Source organism: Umezawaea sp. Da 62-37 (assembly GCF_032460545.1).
Classification (GTDB): Bacteria; Actinomycetota; Actinomycetes; order Mycobacteriales; family Pseudonocardiaceae; genus Umezawaea.
Map to the genome: position 1 here is coordinate 7483004 of NZ_CP135965.1, position 21070 is coordinate 7504073.

The 21070-nt window shown below is 70.1% G+C and carries 18 protein-coding genes; 14 read left to right on the plus strand and 4 right to left on the minus strand.

All coding sequences use genetic code 11. From position 1 onward, the window contains the following. Positions 1–55: 55 nt before the first annotated feature. The 7 genes from RM788_RS34555 (at position 56) to RM788_RS34585 (ending at position 11338) form a co-directional block, all read left to right on the plus strand. On the plus strand, positions 56–1579 hold the full coding sequence (locus RM788_RS34555; protein WP_315922974.1) for an alkaline phosphatase D family protein: 1524 nt from the start codon (positions 56–58) through the stop codon (positions 1577–1579). Positions 1580–1600: 21 nt separating this feature from the next. Then, entirely contained in the window at positions 1601–2875 is a 1275-nt protein-coding gene (locus tag RM788_RS34560; RefSeq protein WP_315922976.1) for a hypothetical protein, read from the plus strand. A 114-nt stretch (positions 2876–2989) separates the two neighbouring features. After that, entirely contained in the window at positions 2990–8527 is a 5538-nt protein-coding gene (gene pulA / locus RM788_RS34565; protein WP_315922978.1) for a pullulanase-type alpha-1,6-glucosidase, read from the plus strand. Positions 8528–8614: 87 nt separating this feature from the next. Continuing rightward, positions 8615–8848, plus strand: a complete 234-nt coding sequence (locus RM788_RS34570; RefSeq protein ID WP_315922980.1) for an AbrB/MazE/SpoVT family DNA-binding domain-containing protein — start codon at positions 8615–8617, stop codon at positions 8846–8848. Between the two features lie 19 nt (positions 8849–8867). Further along, positions 8868–9263, plus strand: coding sequence for a type II toxin-antitoxin system VapC family toxin (locus tag RM788_RS34575; RefSeq protein ID WP_315922982.1), 396 nt, complete (start codon positions 8868–8870; stop codon positions 9261–9263). Between the two features lie 81 nt (positions 9264–9344). After that, the gene (locus tag RM788_RS34580; RefSeq protein ID WP_315922985.1) at positions 9345–9827 is read left to right on the plus strand and encodes a MarR family winged helix-turn-helix transcriptional regulator; all 483 of its coding nucleotides are present in this window, start codon (positions 9345–9347) and stop codon (positions 9825–9827) included. A gap of 62 nt (positions 9828–9889) precedes the next feature. Continuing rightward, entirely contained in the window at positions 9890–11338 is a 1449-nt protein-coding gene (locus tag RM788_RS34585; RefSeq protein WP_315922987.1) for an MFS transporter, read from the plus strand. Here the strand turns inward: RM788_RS34585 and RM788_RS34590 are convergent, their stop codons facing one another. Next, complete coding sequence (locus RM788_RS34590) at positions 11339–12010, minus strand: hypothetical protein (protein WP_315922989.1); 672 nt, start codon at positions 12008–12010, stop codon at positions 11339–11341. A 106-nt stretch (positions 12011–12116) separates the two neighbouring features. Between RM788_RS34590 and ndk the strand changes: the two genes are divergently transcribed. Beyond that, positions 12117–12527, plus strand: coding sequence for a nucleoside-diphosphate kinase (gene ndk / locus RM788_RS34595; protein ID WP_315922991.1), 411 nt, complete (start codon positions 12117–12119; stop codon positions 12525–12527). 56 nt (positions 12528–12583) lie between these two features. Here the strand turns inward: ndk and RM788_RS34600 are convergent, their stop codons facing one another. Next, positions 12584–13327 (minus strand): DUF1963 domain-containing protein, encoded by a 744-nt coding sequence (locus RM788_RS34600; protein WP_315922993.1) that lies wholly within the window; start codon positions 13325–13327, stop codon positions 12584–12586. A gap of 73 nt (positions 13328–13400) precedes the next feature. Next, a complete protein-coding gene (locus tag RM788_RS34605; RefSeq protein ID WP_315922995.1) occupies positions 13401–13991 on the minus strand; it encodes a GNAT family N-acetyltransferase in 591 nt (196 codons plus the stop codon). Positions 13992–14047: 56 nt separating this feature from the next. Here RM788_RS34605 and RM788_RS34610 point away from each other — a divergent pair, with 56 nt between their 5' ends. The 4 genes from RM788_RS34610 to RM788_RS34625 all read left to right on the plus strand — a co-directional run bounded on the left by RM788_RS34610 (position 14048) and on the right by RM788_RS34625 (position 18686). Beyond that, positions 14048–14983, plus strand: a complete 936-nt coding sequence (locus RM788_RS34610) for an ABC transporter ATP-binding protein (protein WP_315922998.1) — start codon at positions 14048–14050, stop codon at positions 14981–14983. Further along, positions 14983–15792, plus strand: coding sequence for an ABC transporter permease (locus tag RM788_RS34615; RefSeq protein ID WP_315923000.1), 810 nt, complete (start codon positions 14983–14985; stop codon positions 15790–15792). The genes RM788_RS34610 and RM788_RS34615 overlap by 1 nt, the downstream gene beginning before the upstream one ends. Positions 15793–15804: 12 nt before the next feature. Beyond that, positions 15805–16641 carry an ABC transporter permease gene (locus RM788_RS34620; protein WP_315934834.1) on the plus strand — a complete coding sequence of 279 codons (837 nt, stop codon included), beginning with the start codon at positions 15805–15807 and terminating at the stop codon, positions 16639–16641. A 77-nt stretch (positions 16642–16718) separates the two neighbouring features. After that, positions 16719–18686: a TIGR03960 family B12-binding radical SAM protein gene (locus RM788_RS34625; protein ID WP_315923002.1), complete on the plus strand. Its 1968-nt coding sequence runs from the start codon at positions 16719–16721 to the stop codon at positions 18684–18686. Between the two features lie 157 nt (positions 18687–18843). Here RM788_RS34625 and RM788_RS34630 read toward each other — a convergent pair whose 3' ends face one another. Beyond that, positions 18844–19716: a ferredoxin gene (locus tag RM788_RS34630; protein WP_315923004.1), complete on the minus strand. Its 873-nt coding sequence runs from the start codon at positions 19714–19716 to the stop codon at positions 18844–18846. Positions 19717–20077: 361 nt separating this feature from the next. On the opposite strand from RM788_RS34630, the gene RM788_RS34635 reads away from it, so the two are divergent. Continuing rightward, entirely contained in the window at positions 20078–20629 is a 552-nt protein-coding gene (locus RM788_RS34635) for a sigma-70 family RNA polymerase sigma factor (protein WP_399340969.1), read from the plus strand. 15 nt (positions 20630–20644) lie between these two features. Further along, positions 20645–21010, plus strand: coding sequence for a zf-HC2 domain-containing protein (locus RM788_RS34640; protein WP_315923008.1), 366 nt, complete (start codon positions 20645–20647; stop codon positions 21008–21010). The last annotated feature ends 60 nt before the right edge of the window (positions 21011–21070 follow it).

The window sequence follows — 21070 nt, forward strand, 5'->3', positions numbered from 1 at the left end:
CCGGCCGTCAGCCGGGGTTGGGCCGCCGGCGGTGTCGGCCCGCTACAACTTCGGCATGACCGATGAGCGGGCGGTGAACCGGCGGACGCTGCTGCGCGCCGGTGGACTCGGTGTCGCGGGCGCGTTCCTGCCCGGTGTGGCGCTGGCGCGGACGGACCGGCTGGTCCTGACGCACGGCGTGCAGTCCGGTGACGTGCTCACCGACGGGGCGCTGGTGTGGACGCGGGCGGACCGGCCGTCGCGGATGCTGGTGGAGGTCGCGACCGACCCGTCGTTCCGGCACTCGCGCTGGGTGCGCGGGCCGCTGCTCACCCCGGACACCGGCGGCACCGGCCGGGTGCGCCTCGACCACCTGCCGCCCGGCCACCAGGTGCACTACCGCGTGGTGGCCGAAGACCTCGACGGGCGCACCCGCAGCCAGGCCGTCACCGGGACGTTCCGCACCGCGCCGGTCGGCCGCCAGGACGTGCGCTTCACGTGGTCCGGCGACGTCGCGGGCCAGGGTTGGGGCAGCAACCCCGACCTCGGCGGGATGCCGATCTTCGCCGCGATGGACGCGCGGAACCCGGACTTCTTCCTGCACAGCGGCGACACCGTCTACTCCGACGGCCCGCTGGTCCCCGAGGTCGTGCTGCCGGACGGCCGGATCTGGCGCAACGTCGTCACCCCGGAGAAGTCCAAGGTCGCCGAGACGCTCGACGAGTACCGCGGCCAGTTCGCCTACAACCTGCTGGACGCGAAGTACCGCGACTTCGCCGCGCACGTGCCGATGGTGGTGCAGTGGGACGACCACGAGGTCACCAACAACTGGTTTCCGGGCGAGGTATTGGACCTGCCGCAGTACACGGAGAAGCGGGTGGACGTGCTGGCCGCGCGGGCGTTCAGGGCGTTCCACGAGTGGCAGCCGATCGACCCGAAGCGCGCTGTGGACGGACGGGTCTACCGGAAGTTCTCCCACGGCGCGCACGTCGAGGTGTTCGTGCTGGACATGCGCAGCTACAAGGACGCGAACACCGCGCCGCGCGACGGCGTCGGCCACGTGCTGGGCGAGCGGCAGGCGCGGTGGCTGGTCGACTCGCTGGCGCGCAGCCGGGCCACGTGGAAGATCGTCGCGGCGGACCTGCCGATCGGCCTGACCGTGCCGGACGGCGTGGACGTCGAAGGCGTGGCCAATGGACTGCCCGGTGCGCCGGGCGGCCGTGAGCACGAACTGGCGGGCGTGCTGCGGCAGTTGAAGCGGCGCCGGGTCCGCGACGTCGTGTGGCTGACCGCCGACGTGCACTACACCGCCGCCCACCACTACTCGCCCGACCGCGCCGCCGTCGGCGACTTCGACCCGTTCTGGGAGTTCGTGTCCGGCCCGCTGCACGCCGGGGCGTTCGGGCCCAACGCACTGGATCCCACTTTCGGACCGGAGGCCGTGTTCGTGCACGCGCCGCCGACCGCGAACTCCTCGCCGCTGGACGGGTTCCAGCACTTCGGCGAGATCGCTGTGGACGGTCGCAGCGGAGACCTCACCGTGTCGCTCAGGGATGCCGCCGGAACGTCGTTGTGGGGGGAAACCCTTCGGCCCTCCTGACGGGGCACATAGGGTGTTCGGGTGCCCATCGCGTTCGACACCACCGGTTTGCAGCAGCACGACCAGACGACCTGGTACAACCCCGTCACGAACGACCAGGTGAGCTTGGAGTACTTCGACCAGGCGCCCGACCTGCCCGCGGCGCTGGACGACCTGGGAGCGCTGCGGCACGGGCTCGCGCACCTGACGGCCGAGGTCGGGTGCCTGGTCGAGGCGCACGTCGTGCACCTGGGCGGGGAGCCCGCGCTGTTCCAGATCGTGAAGCTGCCGATCCCGAACCAGCCGAGCGGGCAGGCGTTCCTGGCGACGTTCACCGTGCCGAGGGCGGGCGCGAGCGCGGTGCTGAAGTTCCAGGCGATAGAGGAGGGCGCGACCGGGGTGCGCGAGGCCGTGCTGATGGGGCAGGTGGGGTTCGACAACTGGTTCCAGCCGCACCCGTACGCGCCGGAACTCCAGGGCAAGCTGCCGTTCCACGTCGGTGACGACCCGCGGTGGGACGCCCAGTTCCCGCAGCACCCGCTGTCGAGAGCGCGGGCGTGGGCCCACCGGGTGGCGCGGACCGGCACGGTCGACCCGCGGTTCGCCGCGCTGCCGCCGTTCGAACCGGTCCCGGAGGTGGGCGCCACCCTCACGACCGTCGTGCCGGGCATCCCGATCGGCGGGTACCTGCCGCTGTGGCTCGACGACGACGACGTCAGCTACTGGCGGATGACCGACCCCGGCACGGTGCTCGGCAAGCTCGGGAAGGGCGCGCTGGCCCGCGTTCCGGTGCTGGACACCAGGTTCCGCGACCTGGTCGCGCTGGACGAGGCCGGTTCCACGATCATGCTCGCCGACCGCTACGGCCCGGAGGACGGCGGGATGTCCGGCGGGCTGAGCCCGCTGGTGCGCGTGCCCGAGGCGGAGGCGCGGTCGGCCGTTACGGCGGAGACGGTGCTGGAGGCGTTCCGCTGGGTCGGCCTGGTGTCCGAGGCCGCGGCCGAGCGCGGCGAGTACGTCGCAGTCGAGCCGGGCGGGGTGACCTACCGGGAGAAGCCGTACGTGCTGATGATCGTGCGGCAGCACAAGGGGCAGATGTTCTCCGTGGTGGAGACGGCGCCGGTGCCGGACGAGGCGCCGATCTGGCACGACCAGCTCGTGCACGAGAACGCGACCGGCCAGACGATGAGCGGACCGGCCAGTCCGGAGACCATTCGCGGCGGTGGTCTGCTCGCGATGTACGCCACGACCACCTGGGACCTGCACCCGTCGCGGCTGTGCCTGTCGTTCGGGCCGAACCCGCACAGGACCCCGTAGTCGCAACTATTTGCAGCCCGTCGGCGCTTGTCGGACCAGGTTTGTCGTGGTTTGGTGCGTTCGCCCGGACATCGTGCGGGTGATTGCGCAAGCTTTTGCGACAAGGAGGTCGCCGTGCGCCGGGTACTTGCCGCACTGGTGTCGTTGCTGCTCATCCCCCTGGTACCGCTGGTTTCGGCGGCCGCGCCCGAGGTTCCGGCGCTCGCGGTAGGTGCGGTGGGGGACATCGCGGCGGGCGTCCGGAGCGGTGATCAGCGGCTGGCGCGCAACGCCTTGCGGGAAGACCTGACGGGCGAGCGGTTCTACTTCGTGATGCCCGACCGGTTCGCGAACGGCGACCCGCGCAACGACCGCGCCGGGCAGCCCGACGACCGGCTCAAGTCCGGGTTCGACCCCGCGGACAAGGGCTTCTACCACGGCGGTGACCTGGCCGGACTGCGCGACGAGCTCGGTTACCTCGACGGCATGGGGATCACCGCGATCTGGATGACCCCGATGTTCCGCAACCAGTGGGTGCAGGGCGCCGGCGCGGACGCCTCCGCCGGGTACCACGGCTACTGGACGACCGACTTCACCAGCCTGGACCCGCACTTCGGGACCACGCAGGAGATGCGGCAGCTGATCTCCGACGCCCACCGCCGCGGCATCAAGGTGTTCTTCGACATCGTCGCGAACCACACCGCCGACGTCATCGACTACGCCGAGGGCGAGCACGACTACCTGGGCACCGGCGCCGTGCCGTACCTGGACGCGTCCGGCAAGCCCGTCGACATCGCCGCGCTGGCCGGGCAGGACGACTTCCCCGCGCTGGACCCCGCGAAGTCGTTCCCGTACACGCCGGTGGCGAAGCCCGGTGTGCGCAAGTCCCCGGACTGGCTCAACGACACCGCGCTCTACCACAACCGCGGCGACTCGACGTTCAGCGGCGAGTCCGCCGAGTACGGCGACTTCTCCGGCCTCGACGACCTGATGACGGAGAACCCGAAGGTCGTCAAGGGCATGGAGAGGATCTTCACCAGCTGGATCGACACCCTCGACATCGACGGCTACCGGGTCGACACGGTCAAGCACGTCAACATGGAGTTCTGGCAGGCGCTCGCGCCGCACGTGAAGGCCTACGCCGCCAAGCGCGGCAAGGAGGACTTCTTCGTGTTCGGCGAGGTCTTCAGCTCCGACCCCGCGCTGACCTCGTCCTACACCACGACCGGGAAGATGCAGGCGAGCCTGGACTTCCCGTTCCAGAGCGGCGCGGTGAACTTCCTGGCGGGCCAGGGGGCTTCGAGCCTCGCCGACGTGCTGCTGGCCGACGACCGGTACACCGACGCCGACTCGAACGCCTCCTCGCTGCCGACGTTCCTCGGCAACCACGACATGGGCCGCGTCGGCTGGATGCTCCGCCAGCAGAAGCCCGGCATCGCCGAGGGCGAACTGCTCGACCGGCTCGAACTCGGCAACGCGCTGATGTACCTGTGGCGCGGCAACCCGGTCGTCTACTACGGCGACGAGCAGGGCTTCGCGGGCGGTGGCGGCGACAAGCTCGCCCGCCAGGACATGTTCGCCAGCAAGACCCCCGAGTACGCCGCCGAGGACCTGATCGGCAGCGACCGCACCGGCGCGCAGGACAACTTCCGCGCCGACTCGCCGCTGTACAGGCAGCTCGCGGCGTTGGCGGAGTTCGTGGACGCGGACCCCGTGTGGCGCGACGGCAACCAGGTGCTGCGCTACGCCGGGGGCGACGTGGTGGCGTTCAGCCGGATCGGTGCCGCCGAGCAGATCGAGCACGTGGTGGTCGCGAACGCGGGCACGGCCGCGACGACCGTCGACGTCCCGGTCGCGGCGAGCGCTTTCCGCACGGTGTGGCCCGCGGCCGGTCCCGGCCCGACCCGCGTCGACGGCAAGGTGCGGGTGACCGTGCCGCCGCTGTCCGCCGTGGTGCTGAAGGCGACGGGCAGGCTGACCGCGGTCGCCCCGACGCCGACGCTGGTCGTCCCGCCGGTCGGCACCGCCCTCGACCAGCGCGTCGAACTGCGCGCCGACGGCATCACCTCGCCGTTCGCGCAGGTCAGCTTCGTGGCGAAGGTGGAGGGTTCGCGCGAGTGGACGGCGCTCGGCACCGACGACGCCGCGCCGTACCGGGTGTTCGCCGACGTGGCGAAGCTGCCCGGCGCGGCCGTGGGCAAGAAGGTCGAGGTGCGGGCCGTCGCGAAGGACGCCAAGGGGCGGCTCGGCGCGGACGGCGCCACGATCACGCTGGCCGCCGCACCTCCGGTGGAGGAACCCGGTGGCGCGCAGAGCCCGGACTGGCTGGTCGTGCACTACGACCGGCCCGCGGGCGACTACGACGGCTGGGGCCTGCACGTGTGGGGCGACGTCGTGGACGAGCCGACGTGGGACGCGCCGCTGCCGTTCAGCGGTGAGACGGCGTACGGCCGGTTCGCGTGGATCAAGCTGAAGCCCGGCGCGCGGTCGGTCGGGTTCATCGCGCACAAGGGCGATGAGAAGGACACCGACGGCGACCGGTTCGTCGACCCCTCGGTGACACCGCAGGTGTGGCTGGGGCAGGGCAAAGCGACCGTGTTCGCGACCGAGGTCGCGGCGACCGGTCAGGCCGTCGTGCACTACGCCGGTGACACCACCGGGCTCGTCGCACGGGCGGGCGGGGTCGACACCCCGTTCACCGACGGCGTGGCGCGGATCCCGGCCACCGCGCCGGTCGAGTTCTCCCTGGTGCGCGGCGGAACCACCGAGGTCACCGGGCGCAACGCCGGCTCGGTGTGGGTGAACGGCGGCAAGGTGTCCACGTCGCTCGCCGCGTCGGAGAACCGGGCGGTGATCCACTACCACCGGCCCGACGGCACCTACGCGGACTGGACGCTCTACCACTGGACCGGGTCGCTGGAGCCGAGCCCCGGCTGGAACCAGTCGCGAGTGCCGGACGGCTCGGACGGGTTCGGCGCGTACTGGTCGGTCCCGCTGGCGCCCGGTGCTCCGGGGCTCAGCAACATCATCCACCGCGGTGACGCCAAGGACCCCGGCGCGGACCAGTTCCTCGACGTGGCGGGCACCGGCAACGAGGTCTGGTTCGTCTCCGGCTCGGCCAAGGCGGACGGGTCCGCGTCCTACGTGCTCCCGTCGTCGACCGCCCCCGCCGCGGACGACGACCTGACCAAGTCGAAGGCCATCTGGATCAGCAAGGACCTCGTGGTCTGGGACGTCCCCGCCGTCGCGACCGACGGCTACCAGCTCCGCTACGGCGACCGCCAGTTCCGGATGGTGCCCGACTCGGCGCCCGTGCCCGCGAAGTTCCCGCACCTGGTCGGGAAACCGGTGTACCGGGTGCTGTCGTCCGATGTGGACACTGCGGTCCGCGAGCAGCTCTCCGCCGTGCACGTGGACCCGAGCGGCGCCATCCGCGACCGGACCGGTGTGCAGATCGCCGGGGTGCTGGACGACCGGTACGCCGCCGAGGCGTCGAAGCTGACCTACGGGCCGACGTTCGCGAACGGCCGGGCGACCGCGCGGCTGTGGGCGCCGACCGCGAAGTCGGTGAAGCTGCGGCTGTTCGGCACCCCGTCCGGGAACCCGACCCGCGTCCTGGACCTGCGCCGCGACGACGCGTCCGGCTCGTGGTCGCTGTCGGGCGACTGGAAGGACCAGTACTACCAGTTCGAGGTCACCGACACCCGGCGCACGGTCGTGGTGACGGACCCGTACTCGCTGGCGCTGTCGGTGGACTCGACGCACTCGCAGTTCGCCGACACCCGCACGATGCCCGGCGGCTGGCGCGAGGACGTGGCGCGCGGCCTGGACGGCGACCCGACCGAGCACGGCATCACCGAGTTGCACGTGCGCGACTTCTCGATCGGCGACCAGTCCGTGCCCGCGGCCGAACGCGGCACCTACAAGGCGTTCACGCACCCCGACTCGACCGGCATGGCGCACCTGCGGTCGTTGGCGCAGGCGGGCATGGACACCGTGCACCTGCTGCCGACGTTCGACATCGCCACGATCCCGGAGAAGCGCGCCGACCAGCAGACGCCCCAGTGCGATCTGGCTTCGCTGCCGCCGGACTCGCCCGCGCAGCAGGAGTGCGTCGTCGCGACCGCCGCGCGCGACGGCTTCAACTGGGGTTACGACCCGTTCCACTACGACGTGCCCGAGGGCTCGTACGCCACCGCGGACGCGCAGACCGGCTGGGCGCGCACGAAGCAGTACCGCGAGATGGTGAAGTCGTTGCACGACAACGGCAACCGGGTCGTGGTCGACGTGGTCTACAACCACACCGCGGCCGCCGGTGACGCGCCGACGTCCGTGCTGGACAAGGTCGTGCCCGGCTACTACCAGCGGCTCAACCCCGACGGCACGATCGCGAACTCCACCTGCTGCGCCAACACGGCCACGGAGAACGCGATGATGGGCAAGCTCGTCGTCGACTCCGTCGTCCGCTGGGCCAAGTCGTACAAGGTCGACGGCTTCCGCTTCGACCTCATGGGCCACCACCCGAAGGCGAACATCCTGGCCGTCCGCGCCGCGCTGGACGCCCTCACCGTCGCCCGCGACGGCGTGGACGGTAAGAAGATCCGGATCTACGGCGAGGGCTGGGACTTCGGCGAGGTCGCCGGGAACGCCCGGTTCGTGCAGGCCACCCAGGCGAACATGGCGGGTACCGGCGTCGGCACGTTCAGCGACCGCCTGCGCGACGCCGTCCGCGGCGGCGGCCCGTTCGACGCCGACCCCGGCGTGCAGGGCATCGGCTCCGGCCTCGCGGGCGACCTCAACTCCTCGCCCGACAACGGCGACGTGCCCGCCCGGCTGGCCAACTACACCGACCTGGTGAAGCTCGGCATGGCGGGCAACATGGCTGACTTCCGCTTTCGCTCCACCGCGGGCCCGGACGTCACCGGCCGCCAGGTGTCCTACAACGGCTCGCCCGCCGGCTACACGGGCTCGCCGTCGGAGGTGATCACCTACACCGACGCCCACGACAACGAGACCCTGTACGACGCGCTCGCGTTCAAGCTGCCACCGACCACGTCGATGGCCGACCGCGTCCGCATGCAGACGCTCGCCCAGGCTCCCGTGCTGCTCGGCCAGGGGCAGCCGTTCATGCTCGCGGGCAGCGAATTCCTGCGCTCGAAGTCGTTGGACCGCAACAGCTACGACTCCGGCGACTGGTTCAACCGCTACGACCCGTCCCTGCGCGACAACGGCTTCGGCGCGGGCCTGCCGCCCGCCCCGGACAACCAGGACAAGTGGTCCTACTCCGGCCCGCTGCTGGCGTCGCCGTCGCTCAAGCCCACCTCCGCCGACCAGCGCAGGGCGTTGGACGGCGTGCTGGAACTGCTGCGCATCCGGCAGTCCTCGCCGCTGTTCACCCTGAACGACGCCGCCCTCGTGCAGACCAAGCTGTCCTACCCGGCGGCCGACTCGGGCATCGTCGTCGCCCACCTGGACGACACCGTCGGCCCCGACACCGACCCGAACCACCGCGGCGTCCTCGTGATCATCAACCCGTACCCCGAGTCCCGACCCGTCGCCCTGCCCGGCACGGACTGGTCCGCGCACCCGCTGAGCACCGACGCGCACGCGACCGCGATCACCGGCGGCACCGCCACCGTGCCGGGTCGATCGGTGGTGGTGCTGGTGCGGTGAGACCGCCGTTGACCTGCGGTCCAGCTTGAATACGACCGAAATTTCGATTCGGTTGAGCGTAAGTAGCACTGGTACTATTCTTACATCATGCGCATCACGAGCAAGGGGCAGTTGACCATCCCCATCGACGTTCGGGAGCAGCTGGGGCTGCATCCCGGTGACGAAGTGGAAGTCGTCGTCGATGAGGGGACCCGCAGCGCGCGGATCGTGAAGTCCAATGCCGGACCCAGCAGGGGGAGGCGCATCGCCGAGTCACTCCTGGGTACAGGGGATGTCGAGATGACGACCGAAGAGATCATGGAGCTGACTCGCGGTGAGTGATGGTGTGCGGGGCACGCTCGTGGACTCGAACGTGATCCTCGACCTCATGACCAAGGATCCGGTGTGGTCGGCTTGGTCGTTCGAGCAGTTGACGAAGGCTGGGGACAGTGGTCCGCTACTGATCAACCATGTCGTCTACGCGGAAGTGTCCCAGCGTTTCACGCGGATGGAGGACCTGGACGCGGCACTGGATCACGACTACTTCATCCGTGCTGCTCTGCCGTGGCCAGCAGCGTTCCTGGCAGGCAAGTGCCACCTCGACTACCGGCGTCGTGGTGGGATCAAGACATCTCCTTTGCCGGACTTCTTCATCGGTGCTCATGCTGCCGTGATGAAGCTCAGGTTGTTGACCAGGGACGTCAAGCGGTACCGCACGTACTTCCCGACGGTGGAGCTCATCGCCCCGGACGCGTGATCCGCTCGACGGGAACGACGGCCATCAGAACATTCCGCCAGCAAACCATCCCGCTCTGGACGATCCCGATACACTGGAGCCATGACCCCGAAGAACGTCGACCTCCTGATGCTGCTGCAACTCACCAGCCACGCGCTGGAGACCGAGATGGCCGCGAGGCTGGCGGCGATCGGGGTCTCGCCGCGGGCGCACTGCGTGCTGACCAACGCGTCCAGGGGGGAGCGGACGCAGAGCGAGCTGGCGGAGCTGTCGAACCTGGACAAGACCACGATGGTGGTGACGATGGACGCCCTGGAGAAGGCCGGACTGGCCGAGCGGCGGCTGTCGAGCACGGACCGGCGGGCGCGGATCATCGTGGTGACCGAGGAGGGGCGCGAGGTCGTCGGGAAGGCGCAGCAGGTCGTGCAGGACCTGTACGAGGACGTGCTGGGCACGTTGCCGGACAAGCGGAGCGAGGAGTTGGTTGAGGGCTTGGCCGCACTGCTCGCCGGGCGGTTGGCGGAAAAGGTGGAGTTCGACAACCCGCCTCGCAGGCGCGCGGTGAAGGCGGTAGTCAAGAAGTAGATCGTCCCGTTCAGAACTATCTGCTACGGTCACTTCTGGTATTGGACGAACCAGGGGGACCGATGATCGACAACACCAAGCGGACCGCGGACTCGCGATGGCTCGCGCTCGTGGTCCTGTGCACGGGAATGATGATGATCATCCTCGACCAGACGATCGTGAACGTGGCGCTGCCCGCGATCAGGACGGACCTCGGCTTCGGCCAGGCCGGGCTCGCGTGGATCGTGAACGCCTACCTGATCGCCTTCGGGGGTCTGCTGCTGCTCGCCGGCCGCCTCGGGGACCTGATCGGCCACAAGCGGGTGTTCGTGCTCGGGCTGGTCGTGTTCACCGTCGCGTCGCTGCTCTGCGGCCTCGCGACGTCACCCGGCACGCTCATCGGCGCGCGTTTCGTGCAGGGCGTCGGCGGCGCGTTGGCCACGTCGGTGACGCTGGGCATGATCGTGCGGATGTTCCCGGAACCGGGGGAGCGGGCGAAGGCGATCGGCGTGTTCAGCTTCGTCTCCGCCGCCGGCGCCTCCATCGGCCTGCTCCTGGGCGGTGTGCTCACCCAGTTGCTGAACTGGCACTGGATCTTCTTCGTGAACATCCCCGTCGGCGTCGTCGCGGTGCTGGCGGCCGTCCGACTGGTCCCCGGCGCGCCGGGCATCGGCCTCGGCAAGGGCGCGGACGTCGTGGGCGCGGTGCTCATCACGTCGTCGGTGATGCTCGGGGTGTACACGATCGTCGAGGTCGAGACGCACGGCTGGGTGTCGGCGCACACCCTCGTGCTGGGCGCTCTCGCGATCGCGCTGCTCGGTGGTTTCGCGGTGCGGCAGGCGAAGGCGGCGAACCCGCTGCTGCCGTTGCGGGTCCTGAGGTCCCGCAACGTCGTGGGCGCGAACGGCACGCAGATCCTGCTGGTGGCCGGGATGCTCGGCATGTTCTTCCTCGGCGCCCTCTACATGCAGCTCGTGCTGGGCTACGACGCCATGGAGGTCGGCCTCGCGTTCCTGCCGCTCGCGGTGTCGATCGGCACGCTGTCGGTGGGTTTCTCCGCCCGCCTCAACGCCAGGTTCGGCGAACCGCGGGTGCTGCTGGCGGGCATGGCGCTGATCCTGGTCGGGCTGCTGATGTTCACGCGCGCGCCCGCCGACGGCGACTACGTGCGGCACCTGCTGCCGGTCGTGCTGCCGCTGGGCATCGGGTTCGGCATGGCGTCCCCGGCGTTGACGACGCTCGCCATGTCCGGCGCGACACCGGGCGACGCGGGCCTGGCCTCCGGTCTCGTCAACACGACCATGCAGGTCGGCGGCGCACTCGGGCTGGCCGTCCTGGCCACTACGTCCACGTCCCGCACGACGGCGCTGCTCGCCGAGGGCGTGCCGACCGCGCAGGCGTTGACCAGCGGCTTCCACCTGGCGTTCGGCATCAGCGCGACACTGGTCGCGCTCGCCGCCGTCGTGGCCGTCACGGTCATCCGGCCGATCCCGGCCACGGCTGGCGCTCCGCTACCGGTGGCCGTGGGCTGACTAGTGGTCGGTCAGCTCCTCCCGCGAGCGGACGTCGTCGGCGCGCAGGATCCTGAACTCGCGGGTCTCGGCCTCCAGCACCTTGAGGAAGCCGGGCGGGGTGTCCACCACGTAGTACTCGTGGGTGCCGCTGGTCGTCTCCACGCGTTCCAGCGGCACCCACGGCGTCGCGACCACGGCGGCGACGACCAGCGCCGCGATCACCGTCGAAGCACCCGACCGGTGCAGCACGAACGCGATCGGGTCGCGCAGCCGCGGGTGCCGGTGGGCGCGCTCCAGCAGCACCAGCACGGCGGCCAGCGCCGCGGCCCCCGCGGGCACCCACCAGTAGTGGTAGGTCTTGACGTGCGAGATCAGCAGCGCCACCAGCACGACCAGCAGCAGCGTCCCCGCGAACCGCATCCGGCTCCGGTCGACGCGGGTGGCTTGCAGGTAGGCGACGGTGAACGGCAGCGCCACGATCAGCAGCACGCTGCTGATCCGCGGGTCCGCCATGAACGTGCCGAGGAACAGCCCCGGCGCGTCGTCCAGGTCCAGGGTGTGCAGCAGCGCGAAGGCGGTGTGCCAGTCGTAGTGCGCCACGGCCAGCAGTCGCAGCAGCACGAACAGCACGGCGGCGCTGGTCAGCATCGAGCCCGCGTGGCTCTTGGCGGGCTCGGTCGTCTCCGTCACGGCGAGCACTATCCCATCGGGGCCCGCGGCGGGCGGTCGCTACCCTGTGCGTGGCCGCCCGTGTCACGGGTTCCGCCATTCCCCGTACGAAGGAGTACAGACGGCCGTGTCTGAGCGCACCCTGGTCCTGGTCAAGCCCGATGGCGTCAGCCGTGGTCTGGTCGGCGAGGTGATCGCCCGCATCGAGCGCAAGGGCCTGACCCTGGCCGCACTCGAGCTGCGGACCGTCGACCGCGCGACCGCCGAGCAGCACTACGCCGAGCACGACGGCAAGTCGTTCTTCGGCGACCTCGTCGAGTTCATCACCGGCGGCCCGCTGGTCGCCATCGTCGTCGAGGGCACCCGCGCCATCCCGGCGTTCCGCCAGCTCGCGGGCGGCACCGACCCGGTCGAGAAGGCCACCCCCGGCACCATCCGCGGCGACTTCGGCCTCGAGGTCCAGTTCAACCTCGTCCACGGCTCCGACTCGCCCGAGTCCGCCGAGCGCGAGATCAAGCTCTGGTTCCCGGCTCTCTGAGTCGACTTCCCGACGGCCCGGATCGCGACGCGGTCCGGGCCGTCGGCGCGACGGGGTCATCCGTGGAAGTCGGTCGCCACCGTGAGCCGGTCGAACCGGTGAGCGGACAGGTCGTCGCGGGCGATCACGTAGAACACGGTGGCGAGATCGGTCTCGAAGTCCTCGCCGACCTCGTCCTCGGACAGGAAGAACTCGGCCAGCAGGGCCTCGGTCGTGAAGGACCTGACCGGGATGCCCAGGCCACCGGTGTTCGCGTAGCCGTATCCGCCGAGGGTGACCACCTTGTCGTCGTCGTGCTCGGTGTCGTACTCGAGGTCCCACACGATGTCGTCGAGCGCGTTGAGGACCTCCTCGTCGAGTTCACCGTTGTCGTAGGACTCCGGGATGCACAGGCGCGGGTGGCCGTACAAGGGGAAGCGGTCGTACACGGCCTGGCCCGCGTCGGGTGGCTCGGCCTCGGTGACCGGCGTGCCCGCCGGTACGTGGATCACCTTGCCGTGCCGGCAGAGGTTGTCGGCCTGGGCGAAGAACAGCAGGGTGCCGTCGTCGGGGAGACCGAGGTCCAGCGCGCCGCGGGGAATCGCGGCGAGGTCGATCGAGGCCAGGTGGAGAGCGGTGTCCGCGGGCCAGGCGATCCCGGCGGGCAGCGCCGGTCTGCCGCCGAAGTACCCGACCGCCGGACCGGTACCGCTCCGCCGCAGGTCCAAGCAGGGGCGCGCCTGTCCCAGGCACCAGTCGACGACGTCGTGCGGCAGGTCCTGCTCCCGTGCGGCGGCTTGGAACGCCTCCAGTTGGTTCACCGCGCCATCGTCCCAGCTGCCGGACACCGTCCGGCAGGTGTCCCGCGAACGGACCACGTCGTGGGGAGCGCCTTCACGGCGTGCGCCTGCTCGGCGACGACCCCAGCCCGCCCGGCGCAGAGCCGTGCAGCACGACGTCGGGCGCGTAACCGAGCGGCAGGTGCATGCGCACCGAGTCGAAGCGCGTGCCGCCCACCGCGATCGAGTTGGGCAGGCGCCCCCACTCCCGGAACCCGAGCGACTCGTACAGCTCGATCGCGCCGAGGTTGTTGCCCCGCACCCCGAGGTACACGACCTCCAGCCCGGCCGACTTGGCGTGCTCGACCACCGCCCCGACGACCATCCGACCCAATCCCGCCCCGCGCGTGGCCGGGTGGGCGGTGACCTTCCCCAGTTCGGCGCAGTTCTCGAACACCTGCGCCGGGTCGCGCTGCCACGTCGCCGTCGCCCGCACGACGCCGTCGACGCGGGCGACCACGAATCCCGCGTCCCCTTTGCGCACCAGGGGGAGCACGCGGTCCAGCCACGCGTCGGTGTCGGTCCTGCCGGGCGGTCGCTGCCAGCCGATCGCGCCGCCTGCCGCGACCACCGCGTGCAGCACGTCGTGCACCTCGTGCCGCAGCCGTTCGTCGGCCGCGTCCGGCCAGTCCAAGACGATCTCCATGGGTGCAGGCTAAAACGGCTCCGGAATTGTCGGTGCACCCGGTTAGTGTCGGAACCGTGACCACAGCCGAGCCACTCCTCGTCCGAGCCAGCGGCCTGACCAAGCACTTCGGCGACTTCGAGGCCGTGCGGGGCATCGACGTCGACGTGCGCAGAGGCGAGGCGTTCGGTTTCCTGGGGCCGAACGGGGCGGGCAAGTCGTCGACGATGCGGATGATCTCCTGCACGTCGCCGCGCACCGGCGGTGAGCTGACCGTGCTGGGGCTCGACCCGGACACCGAGGGCCCGCGGATCCGCGCGCGGCTGGGCGTGGTGCCGCAGGAGGACAACCTCGACACCGAGCTGACCGTGCGGCAGAACCTGCACACCTACGGCCGGTACTTCGGCCTGTCCAGGGCGCACGTGCGGGAGAAGGCGGCGGAACTGCTGGAGTTCGCGCAGCTCACCGATCGGGCGGACCACGAGGTGGAGCCGTTGTCGGGAGGGATGAAGCGCAGGCTGACGATCGCGCGGTCGCTGATCAACGACCCGGACCTGCTGCTGCTCGACGAGCCGACGACGGGTCTGGACCCGCAGGCCAGGCACCTGCTGTGGGACCGGCTGTTCCGGCTCAAGCAGTCCGGCGTCACGCTGATCATCACCACGCACTACATGGACGAGGCCGAGCAGCTGTGCGACCGGCTGGTCGTCATGGACGGCGGCCGGATCGCCGCCGAGGGCTCGCCGAGCGAGCTGATCAACCGGTACTCGACCCGCGAGGTGCTCGAACTGCGCTTCGCCCCCGGCACGCAGGAGGACGCGGTGCCGTCGGTGGTCGACCTCGCCGAACGGGTGGAGGTGCTGCCCGACCGGCTGCTGCTCTACACGAAGGACGGCGAGGGCGCGCTGGCCGCGGCGCAGGCGCGCGACGTGCGCCCGCTGTCGAGCCTGGTGCGCCGCAGCACGCTGGAGGACGTCTTCCTCCACCTCACCGGCCGCACGTTGGTGGACTGATGGACGCGATCCCCAGCCGGTCGACCGGTGTCGTGGTCGGCCCGGTGCGCGCGGTCATGCTCGTGGTGGAGAAGCAGTGGACCTGGTACCGCCGCAACTGGCGGTCCACGGCGATCTCCAGCTTCCTGCAACCCGTGCTGTTCCTGCTGGCCATGGGCTTCGGCTTCGGCTCGCAGGTGCAGCCGGGAGCGGTGACCGGCGGCCACAGCTACCTCGTCTACCTCGCCCCCGCGCTGCTGGTCGTGACGACGGTGCAGAACGCGACGTGGGAGTCGACCTACCCGGTGCTGTCGTCCTTCATCTGGCAGAAGTCGTACTGGGGCGCGGTCGTCACGCCGGTGACACCGGCGCAGATCTTCTACGCCCAGCTGACCTGGATCGGGTTGCGGCTGGTCAGCAGCGCTCTGGTGTATGTGGCGGTCGCGGCGGCCCTCGGGGCGGTCGGCGGGCCGGGGGTGCTGCTGGCGGTGCCGTTCGCGGTGCTGGCGGGTCTGGCGTTCGCGGCGCCCGTGGTCGCGTTCAGCGCGACCCGCGACGGCGCCGAGGGCTTCACCGGCCTGTTCCGGTTCGTGGTGATCCCGATGACCCTGTTCACCGGGGCGTTCTTCCCGATCACGCAGCTGCCGGGGTGGCTGCGGCCGGTCGCGTGGGTCACCCCGATGTGGCACGGCGTCGAGCTGGCCCGCGGCGCCGCGTTCGGCACGCTCCGGCTGGTCCCGGCTCTGGGTCACATCGGGTACCTGCTGGTGATGGGCGCGGTCGGGGTCGTGCTGGGGCGCAAGTACTTCCGACGCAGGCTGGCGGTGTAGACGGTGACGCGGATGGTCGACAAGGGGAGCGCCGAGGTCCGCGCGGGTGCGGGGCTGTTCCTGCGGATCGTGCCGCCGGGCCTGTACGCGGGGCGGGCACGGGTGCTCGTGGAGCGCTCGTTCATGGTGTACCGGCGGGCGTGGCTGTCGTTCGTGTCCGGGTTCTTCGAGCCGCTGTTCTTCCTGCTGTCGCTGGGCTACGGCTTCGGCAGGCTGGTCACGGAGGTCGAGGGCCCCGGCGGGCAGCTGCTCAGCTACCCGGTGTTCGTCGCGCCCGCGCTGCTCGCCGCCTCGGCGATGAACGGCGCGGTGTTCGACGCGACCTACAACATCTTCTTCAAGTTCAAGTACGCCAAGCTCTACGACGCCATGCTGGCCACCCCGCTCGGCCCGCTGGACATCGCGATCGGCGAGATCTCGTGGGCCCTGCTGCGCGGCGGCATGTACTCGGCGGCGTTCCTGTCCGTCATGCTCGGCATGGGGCTGATCACCTCGGCGTGGGCGCTGCTCGCGCTGCCCGCCTGTCTGGTCGTCGCGTTCGCGTTCGCCGCGGTCGGCATGGCCGCGACGACGTTCATGCGCTCCTGGCAGGACTTCGACCTGGTCCAGCTCGTGGTGCTGCCGCTGTTCCTGTTCTCCACCACGTTCTACCCGCTGTCGGTGTACCCGCCCGTCATGCAGACCGTCGTCACGTGGACGCCGCTCTACCACGCCATCGAACTCCTGCGCGGCCTCACGACCGGTATCCCGAGCTGGAGCATGCTCGGCGACCTCGCGTACTTCGCCGTCATGGCGGCGGTCGGCCTCGTGGTCGCGGCGAGGAGGTTGGGAACGCTGCTGCTGAAATGAGTCCCGGACCTGGTCGGACGCTTACCGGGCCGCTCTCCGGTTAGTCCGCCCGGAGTGATGCCGTTACCCTGGCCACCGTGACGGTCGAGTCGGTCTTCCCCATGTTGGAACCCCTCCTGCCCAGGGTCTCGAAGCCCGTGCAGTACGTGGGGGGCGAGCTGAACGCGACCGTCAAGGACTGGGAGGGCGCCGCCGTCCGCTGGGCGCTGATGTACCCCGACGCCTACGAGGTCGGGGTGCCGAACCAGGGCGTCATGATCCTGTACGAGATCCTCAACGAGCTGCCGGACGTGCTCGCCGAGCGCACCTACGCGGTGTGGCCGGACCTCGAGGCCCTGATGCGCGAGCACGGCGTCCCGCAGTTCACCGTCGACGGGCACCGCCCGCTCGGCGCGTTCGACCTGGTGGGCATCAGCTTCGCCACCGAGCTGGGCTACACGAACATGCTGACGGCGCTGGACCTCGCGGGCATCCCGCTGCACTCCGAGGACCGCACCGACGAGCACCCGATCGTCGTGTCGGGCGGGCACGCGGCGTTCAACCCGGAGCCCATCGCGGACTTCGTCGACTGCGCCGTGCTCGGCGACGGCGAGGAAGCCGTCCTGGAGATCACGGACATCGTCCGCGCGTGGAAGGCCGAGGGCCGCCCCGGCGGTCGCGACGAGGTGCTGACCCGCCTGGCCGAGACCGGCGGCGTGTACGTGCCGCGCTTCTACGACGTCGAGTACCTCCCCGACGGCCGCATCCAGCGCGTGGTGCCCAACCGCGAGCGCGTGCCGTACCGGGTGTTCAAGCGGACCACCATGGACCTCGACGCGTGGCCGTACCCGAAGCAGCCGCTGGTGCCGCTCGCCGAGAGCGTGCACGAGCGGATGAGCGTGGAGATCTTCCGCGGCTGCACCCGCGGCTGCCGGTTCTGCCAGGCGGGCATGATCACCCGCCCGGTGCGCGAGCGCTCCATCGAGGGCATCGGCGCGATGGTCCAGCGCGGACTGGAGGCGACCGGCTTCGAGGAGGTCGGCCTGCTGTCGCTGTCCAGCGCGGACCACTCGGAGATCGCCGAGATCACCAAGGGCCTCGCGGACCGGTACGAGGGCACCAACACGGGCCTGTCGCTGCCGAGCACCCGCGTCGACGCGTTCAACGTCGACCTGGCCAACGAGCTGTCCCGCGGCGGCCGCCGGTCGGGTCTGACGTTCGCGCCCGAGGGCGGCAGCGAGCGGCTGCGCCGGGTGATCAACAAGATGGTGTCCGAGGAGGACCTCATCCGGACGGTCAGCACGGCGTTCGCGAACGGCTGGCGGCAGGTGAAGCTGTACTTCATGTGCGGCCTGCCGACCGAGACCGACGAGGACGTGCTCCAGATCGCCGAGATGGCGAAGAACGTGATCCGCGCCGGCCGCGAGGTCAGCGGCCGCAAGGACATCCGCTGCACCATCTCCATCGGCGGGTTCGTCCCCAAGCCGCACACGCCGTTCCAGTGGTCGCCGCAGTGCGACCCGGACACCGTGGACAGCAGGCTGGCCAAGCTGCGCGCCGCGATCAACTCCGACCGCAGTCTCGGCCGCAACATCGGCATGCGCTACCACGACGGCAAGCCCTCGCTGATCGAAGGACTCCTGTCGCGGGGCGACCGCCGCATCGGCCGCGTGATCGAGCGGGTGTGGCGCGAGGGCGGCCGCTTCGACGGCTGGTCCGAGCACTTCTCCTACCAGCGCTGGGTGAGTGCCGCCGAGGCCGAGCTGCCGGAGTTCGGCGTCGACCTGGCCTGGTTCACCACGCGCGAGCGCGAGGAGCTGGAGGTCCTGCCCTGGGACCACCTGGACTCGGGCCTGGACAAGGAATGGCTCTGGGCGGACTGGCGCGACGCGCTGGACGAGCGCGAGCAGGACGACTGCCGCTGGACCCCGTGCTTCGACTGCGGTGTGTGCCCGGCCATGGGAACGGACATCGAGGTGGGCCCGACGGGCCGCACCCTGCTGCCCCTCACGCCCATCGGCGGCGGCTCCCCGGTGCGCGACACGGCGTTGCTCGCGAAACCCTGACCCATGAGGACACCGGGAACGCTCCCGGAAACCGGTGCGCGGAACGGATCGAGGCGGCGTGCGGGGGAATTGCCTTCCGCACGCCGGTGAGCCAGTCCGAACAGGACGCAAGAAAGCTACTGCGGGAACGCAATTCCCGAGCGTTCCCGATGGCCTCTCACTCCTTGACGCGGCTCACCTTGATGGCGCGCATGGGGCAGGCGTGCGCCGCGGCCTCGACCAGCGGGGTCTGGGAGGCCTCGGGGTTCTTGGCGTAGCGCAGCCGCCCGTCGTCGAGCAGCCGGAACACCTTGGGCGCCTGGGAACCGCAGATCCCGTAGTGGTGGCACCGCTGGTGGTCGACGCTGACGGCGATCTTGTCCTTCACCTCGGTGCGCACGCTCGCCGACAGCGGGTCGCCGGGCTTCGGCGCGGGTTCCTCGGGGGCGGGGGAGTTGTCCACCTCCACGTGCGGGGTGTCCACCAGGCCGATGCGCGCGAGGTGCTCGGGCGGCAGGAAGCGCAGCACCGTCAGCGTGATCGCGGGCGCGAGCAGGGTGATCCCGCCCAGCCAGAGCGTGGACACCGACCCGTTCGCGGCGGCGCCGAGCCAGGAGTGCATGGCCACCAGCCACACGCCCACGTAGGAGAAGCGGTGGAAGTTGACCCACTGCGAGGTTTCCAGCACCCGGTGCAGGCCCGCGGTGATCGCCACGGCGATCATCAGCTCCAGCCCGACGATGCCCAGCGCGTGCCTGGCGAGGCCGCCGTCGACGAACGGCAGCACGACCTGGAGGAAACCGAGGCCGCCCGAGTCGAGCAGCAGGAACGCCAACCCGTGCGTCAGACCGGTCGCCAGGGTGAACGTGGCCAGCACGATGTGCCCGCCGCGCAGGGCCTGTCTACCCGTCAGCCGGTGCACCCAGCCGGTGGCCGTGAGCACGCCCCAGCACAGGGACAGGCACATCGCGACGTAGGCCATGCGCGCCGACAACGCGGACACCGCGCGCACGCCGGCGTCGTACGAGGTGGCCGCTACAACCGTTTGCACGATGTGAGCGTTCATAACATTTCCCCCGACAAGGTCTAGATCGTTTTGGTGTGCGGCCCGATAAGTACTACGAACCGGCGTCGGAGTGGTTCGATCAAGTAGTCTATCAATGCTGTGATTTGTATCACAGTTTACTTGCGCAGCTCCCTTCCTGCTTGGTCGAAGACCCCTAGAAGTCCGTCGTCGGCTTTCTGAAAGATACGTGTACCGAAGTTTTTATCAGAGATTTGGATTGCCATCTAGCGTGCCGTACCATCCTGTTGTATCAATTAGATCGCAGGTGCGCTTCCGGCCGTCGAAACGAGACTGGGCGCCCCATCCGCCGCTTGGACTCCGGGAGGTTGGTTTCTCCATGAATGCGATGGGTGGAGCCTTGGCGGATCAAGGTCGGCACGTCGCGCCCTTCACTTCCAAGGCGCACGCCGAGGAGCTGGTCACAGAACTCTACGGGCAGTTCAAGGGCGCGTTGTTCGCGCACGTGCTCGGTCTCACCGGTCATGATCGGCAATGGACCGAGGACGTCGTGCAGGAGACCCTGATCAGGGCTTGGCAGAACTCCGAGAACCTCGTCCGCGACCCGCGGATGCTGCGCGGTTGGCTACTCACGGTCGCCCGTCGGATCGTGATCGACGGGTGGCGCACGCGGCAGGCCAGGCCGCAGGAGGTGGAGCTGACCTCGCCCGACAGCATGGAAGCCCCCGATGAGACGGACCAGGCGCTCTCACTCATGGTGATCACCCAGGTGATCGGCAACCTGGGCGAGGAGCACCGCTCCGCGATCTACGAAACGTACGTCCGCGGCCGGACGATCAAAGAGGCGGCCGTCGAGCTGGGGATTCCGGAAGGCACCGTGAAGTCCCGCCTGTACAAGGCCATGCAGATTCTCCGCGGCGCACTGCGCGAACGCGCCTGACTGGCGAAGAGGCGGATGATGTCGTCACATTCCGACGTCACCGCGTACCTGCTCGGCGTCCTCGGTGAGGGCGCCGAGCTTGCTTTTGACGACCATCTGACCGGTTGTGTCCGGTGTCAGCGCGACCTTGTCGAATTTCAGACAATTCCGAGGGTGCTGACCATCGCGGAACAATTCGGATTGTCGGCACGACGAATTCCCGCCACCCTCGAATCGGACAGGCGGAAGCGCGGCGACTGCGGTGTGCCGGTACGTGGTCTGCCGCTCATCGCGGCGAGCCCCTTGCTCGTGGCCGTGGTGGCGGTACCGGCCATCTCCGGGTCGCTCCCGACCGACGACCACCTCTCCAGCGCCCCGTCGACATCCGTGTCGTGGGGCTGACCCACCGCCCGATCGCGCCGTACCGCCGATCGGCCCAACAGCTCGTGGCGCCAAGTCTGG

Bases quoted from the DNA above. Each gene is read 5' to 3' on its own strand.
- RM788_RS34570 (WP_315922980.1), top strand. From the start codon at position 8,615: ATGCGCATCACGAGCAAGGGGCAGTTGACCATCCCCATCGACGTTCGG.
- RM788_RS34640 (WP_315923008.1), top strand. From the start codon at position 20,645: ATGATGTCGTCACATTCCGACGTCACCGCGTACCTGCTCGGCGTCCTC.
- RM788_RS34635 (WP_399340969.1), top strand. From the start codon at position 20,078: ATGGGTGGAGCCTTGGCGGATCAAGGTCGGCACGTCGCGCCCTTCACT.
- RM788_RS34580 (WP_315922985.1), top strand. From the start codon at position 9,345: ATGACCCCGAAGAACGTCGACCTCCTGATGCTGCTGCAACTCACCAGC.
- RM788_RS34605 (WP_315922995.1), bottom strand. From the start codon at position 13,991: ATGGAGATCGTCTTGGACTGGCCGGACGCGGCCGACGAACGGCTGCGG.
- RM788_RS34615 (WP_315923000.1), top strand. From the start codon at position 14,983: ATGGACGCGATCCCCAGCCGGTCGACCGGTGTCGTGGTCGGCCCGGTG.
- RM788_RS34585 (WP_315922987.1), top strand. From the start codon at position 9,890: ATGATCGACAACACCAAGCGGACCGCGGACTCGCGATGGCTCGCGCTC.
- RM788_RS34555 (WP_315922974.1), top strand. From the start codon at position 56: ATGACCGATGAGCGGGCGGTGAACCGGCGGACGCTGCTGCGCGCCGGT.
- RM788_RS34620 (WP_315934834.1), top strand. From the start codon at position 15,805: ATGGTCGACAAGGGGAGCGCCGAGGTCCGCGCGGGTGCGGGGCTGTTC.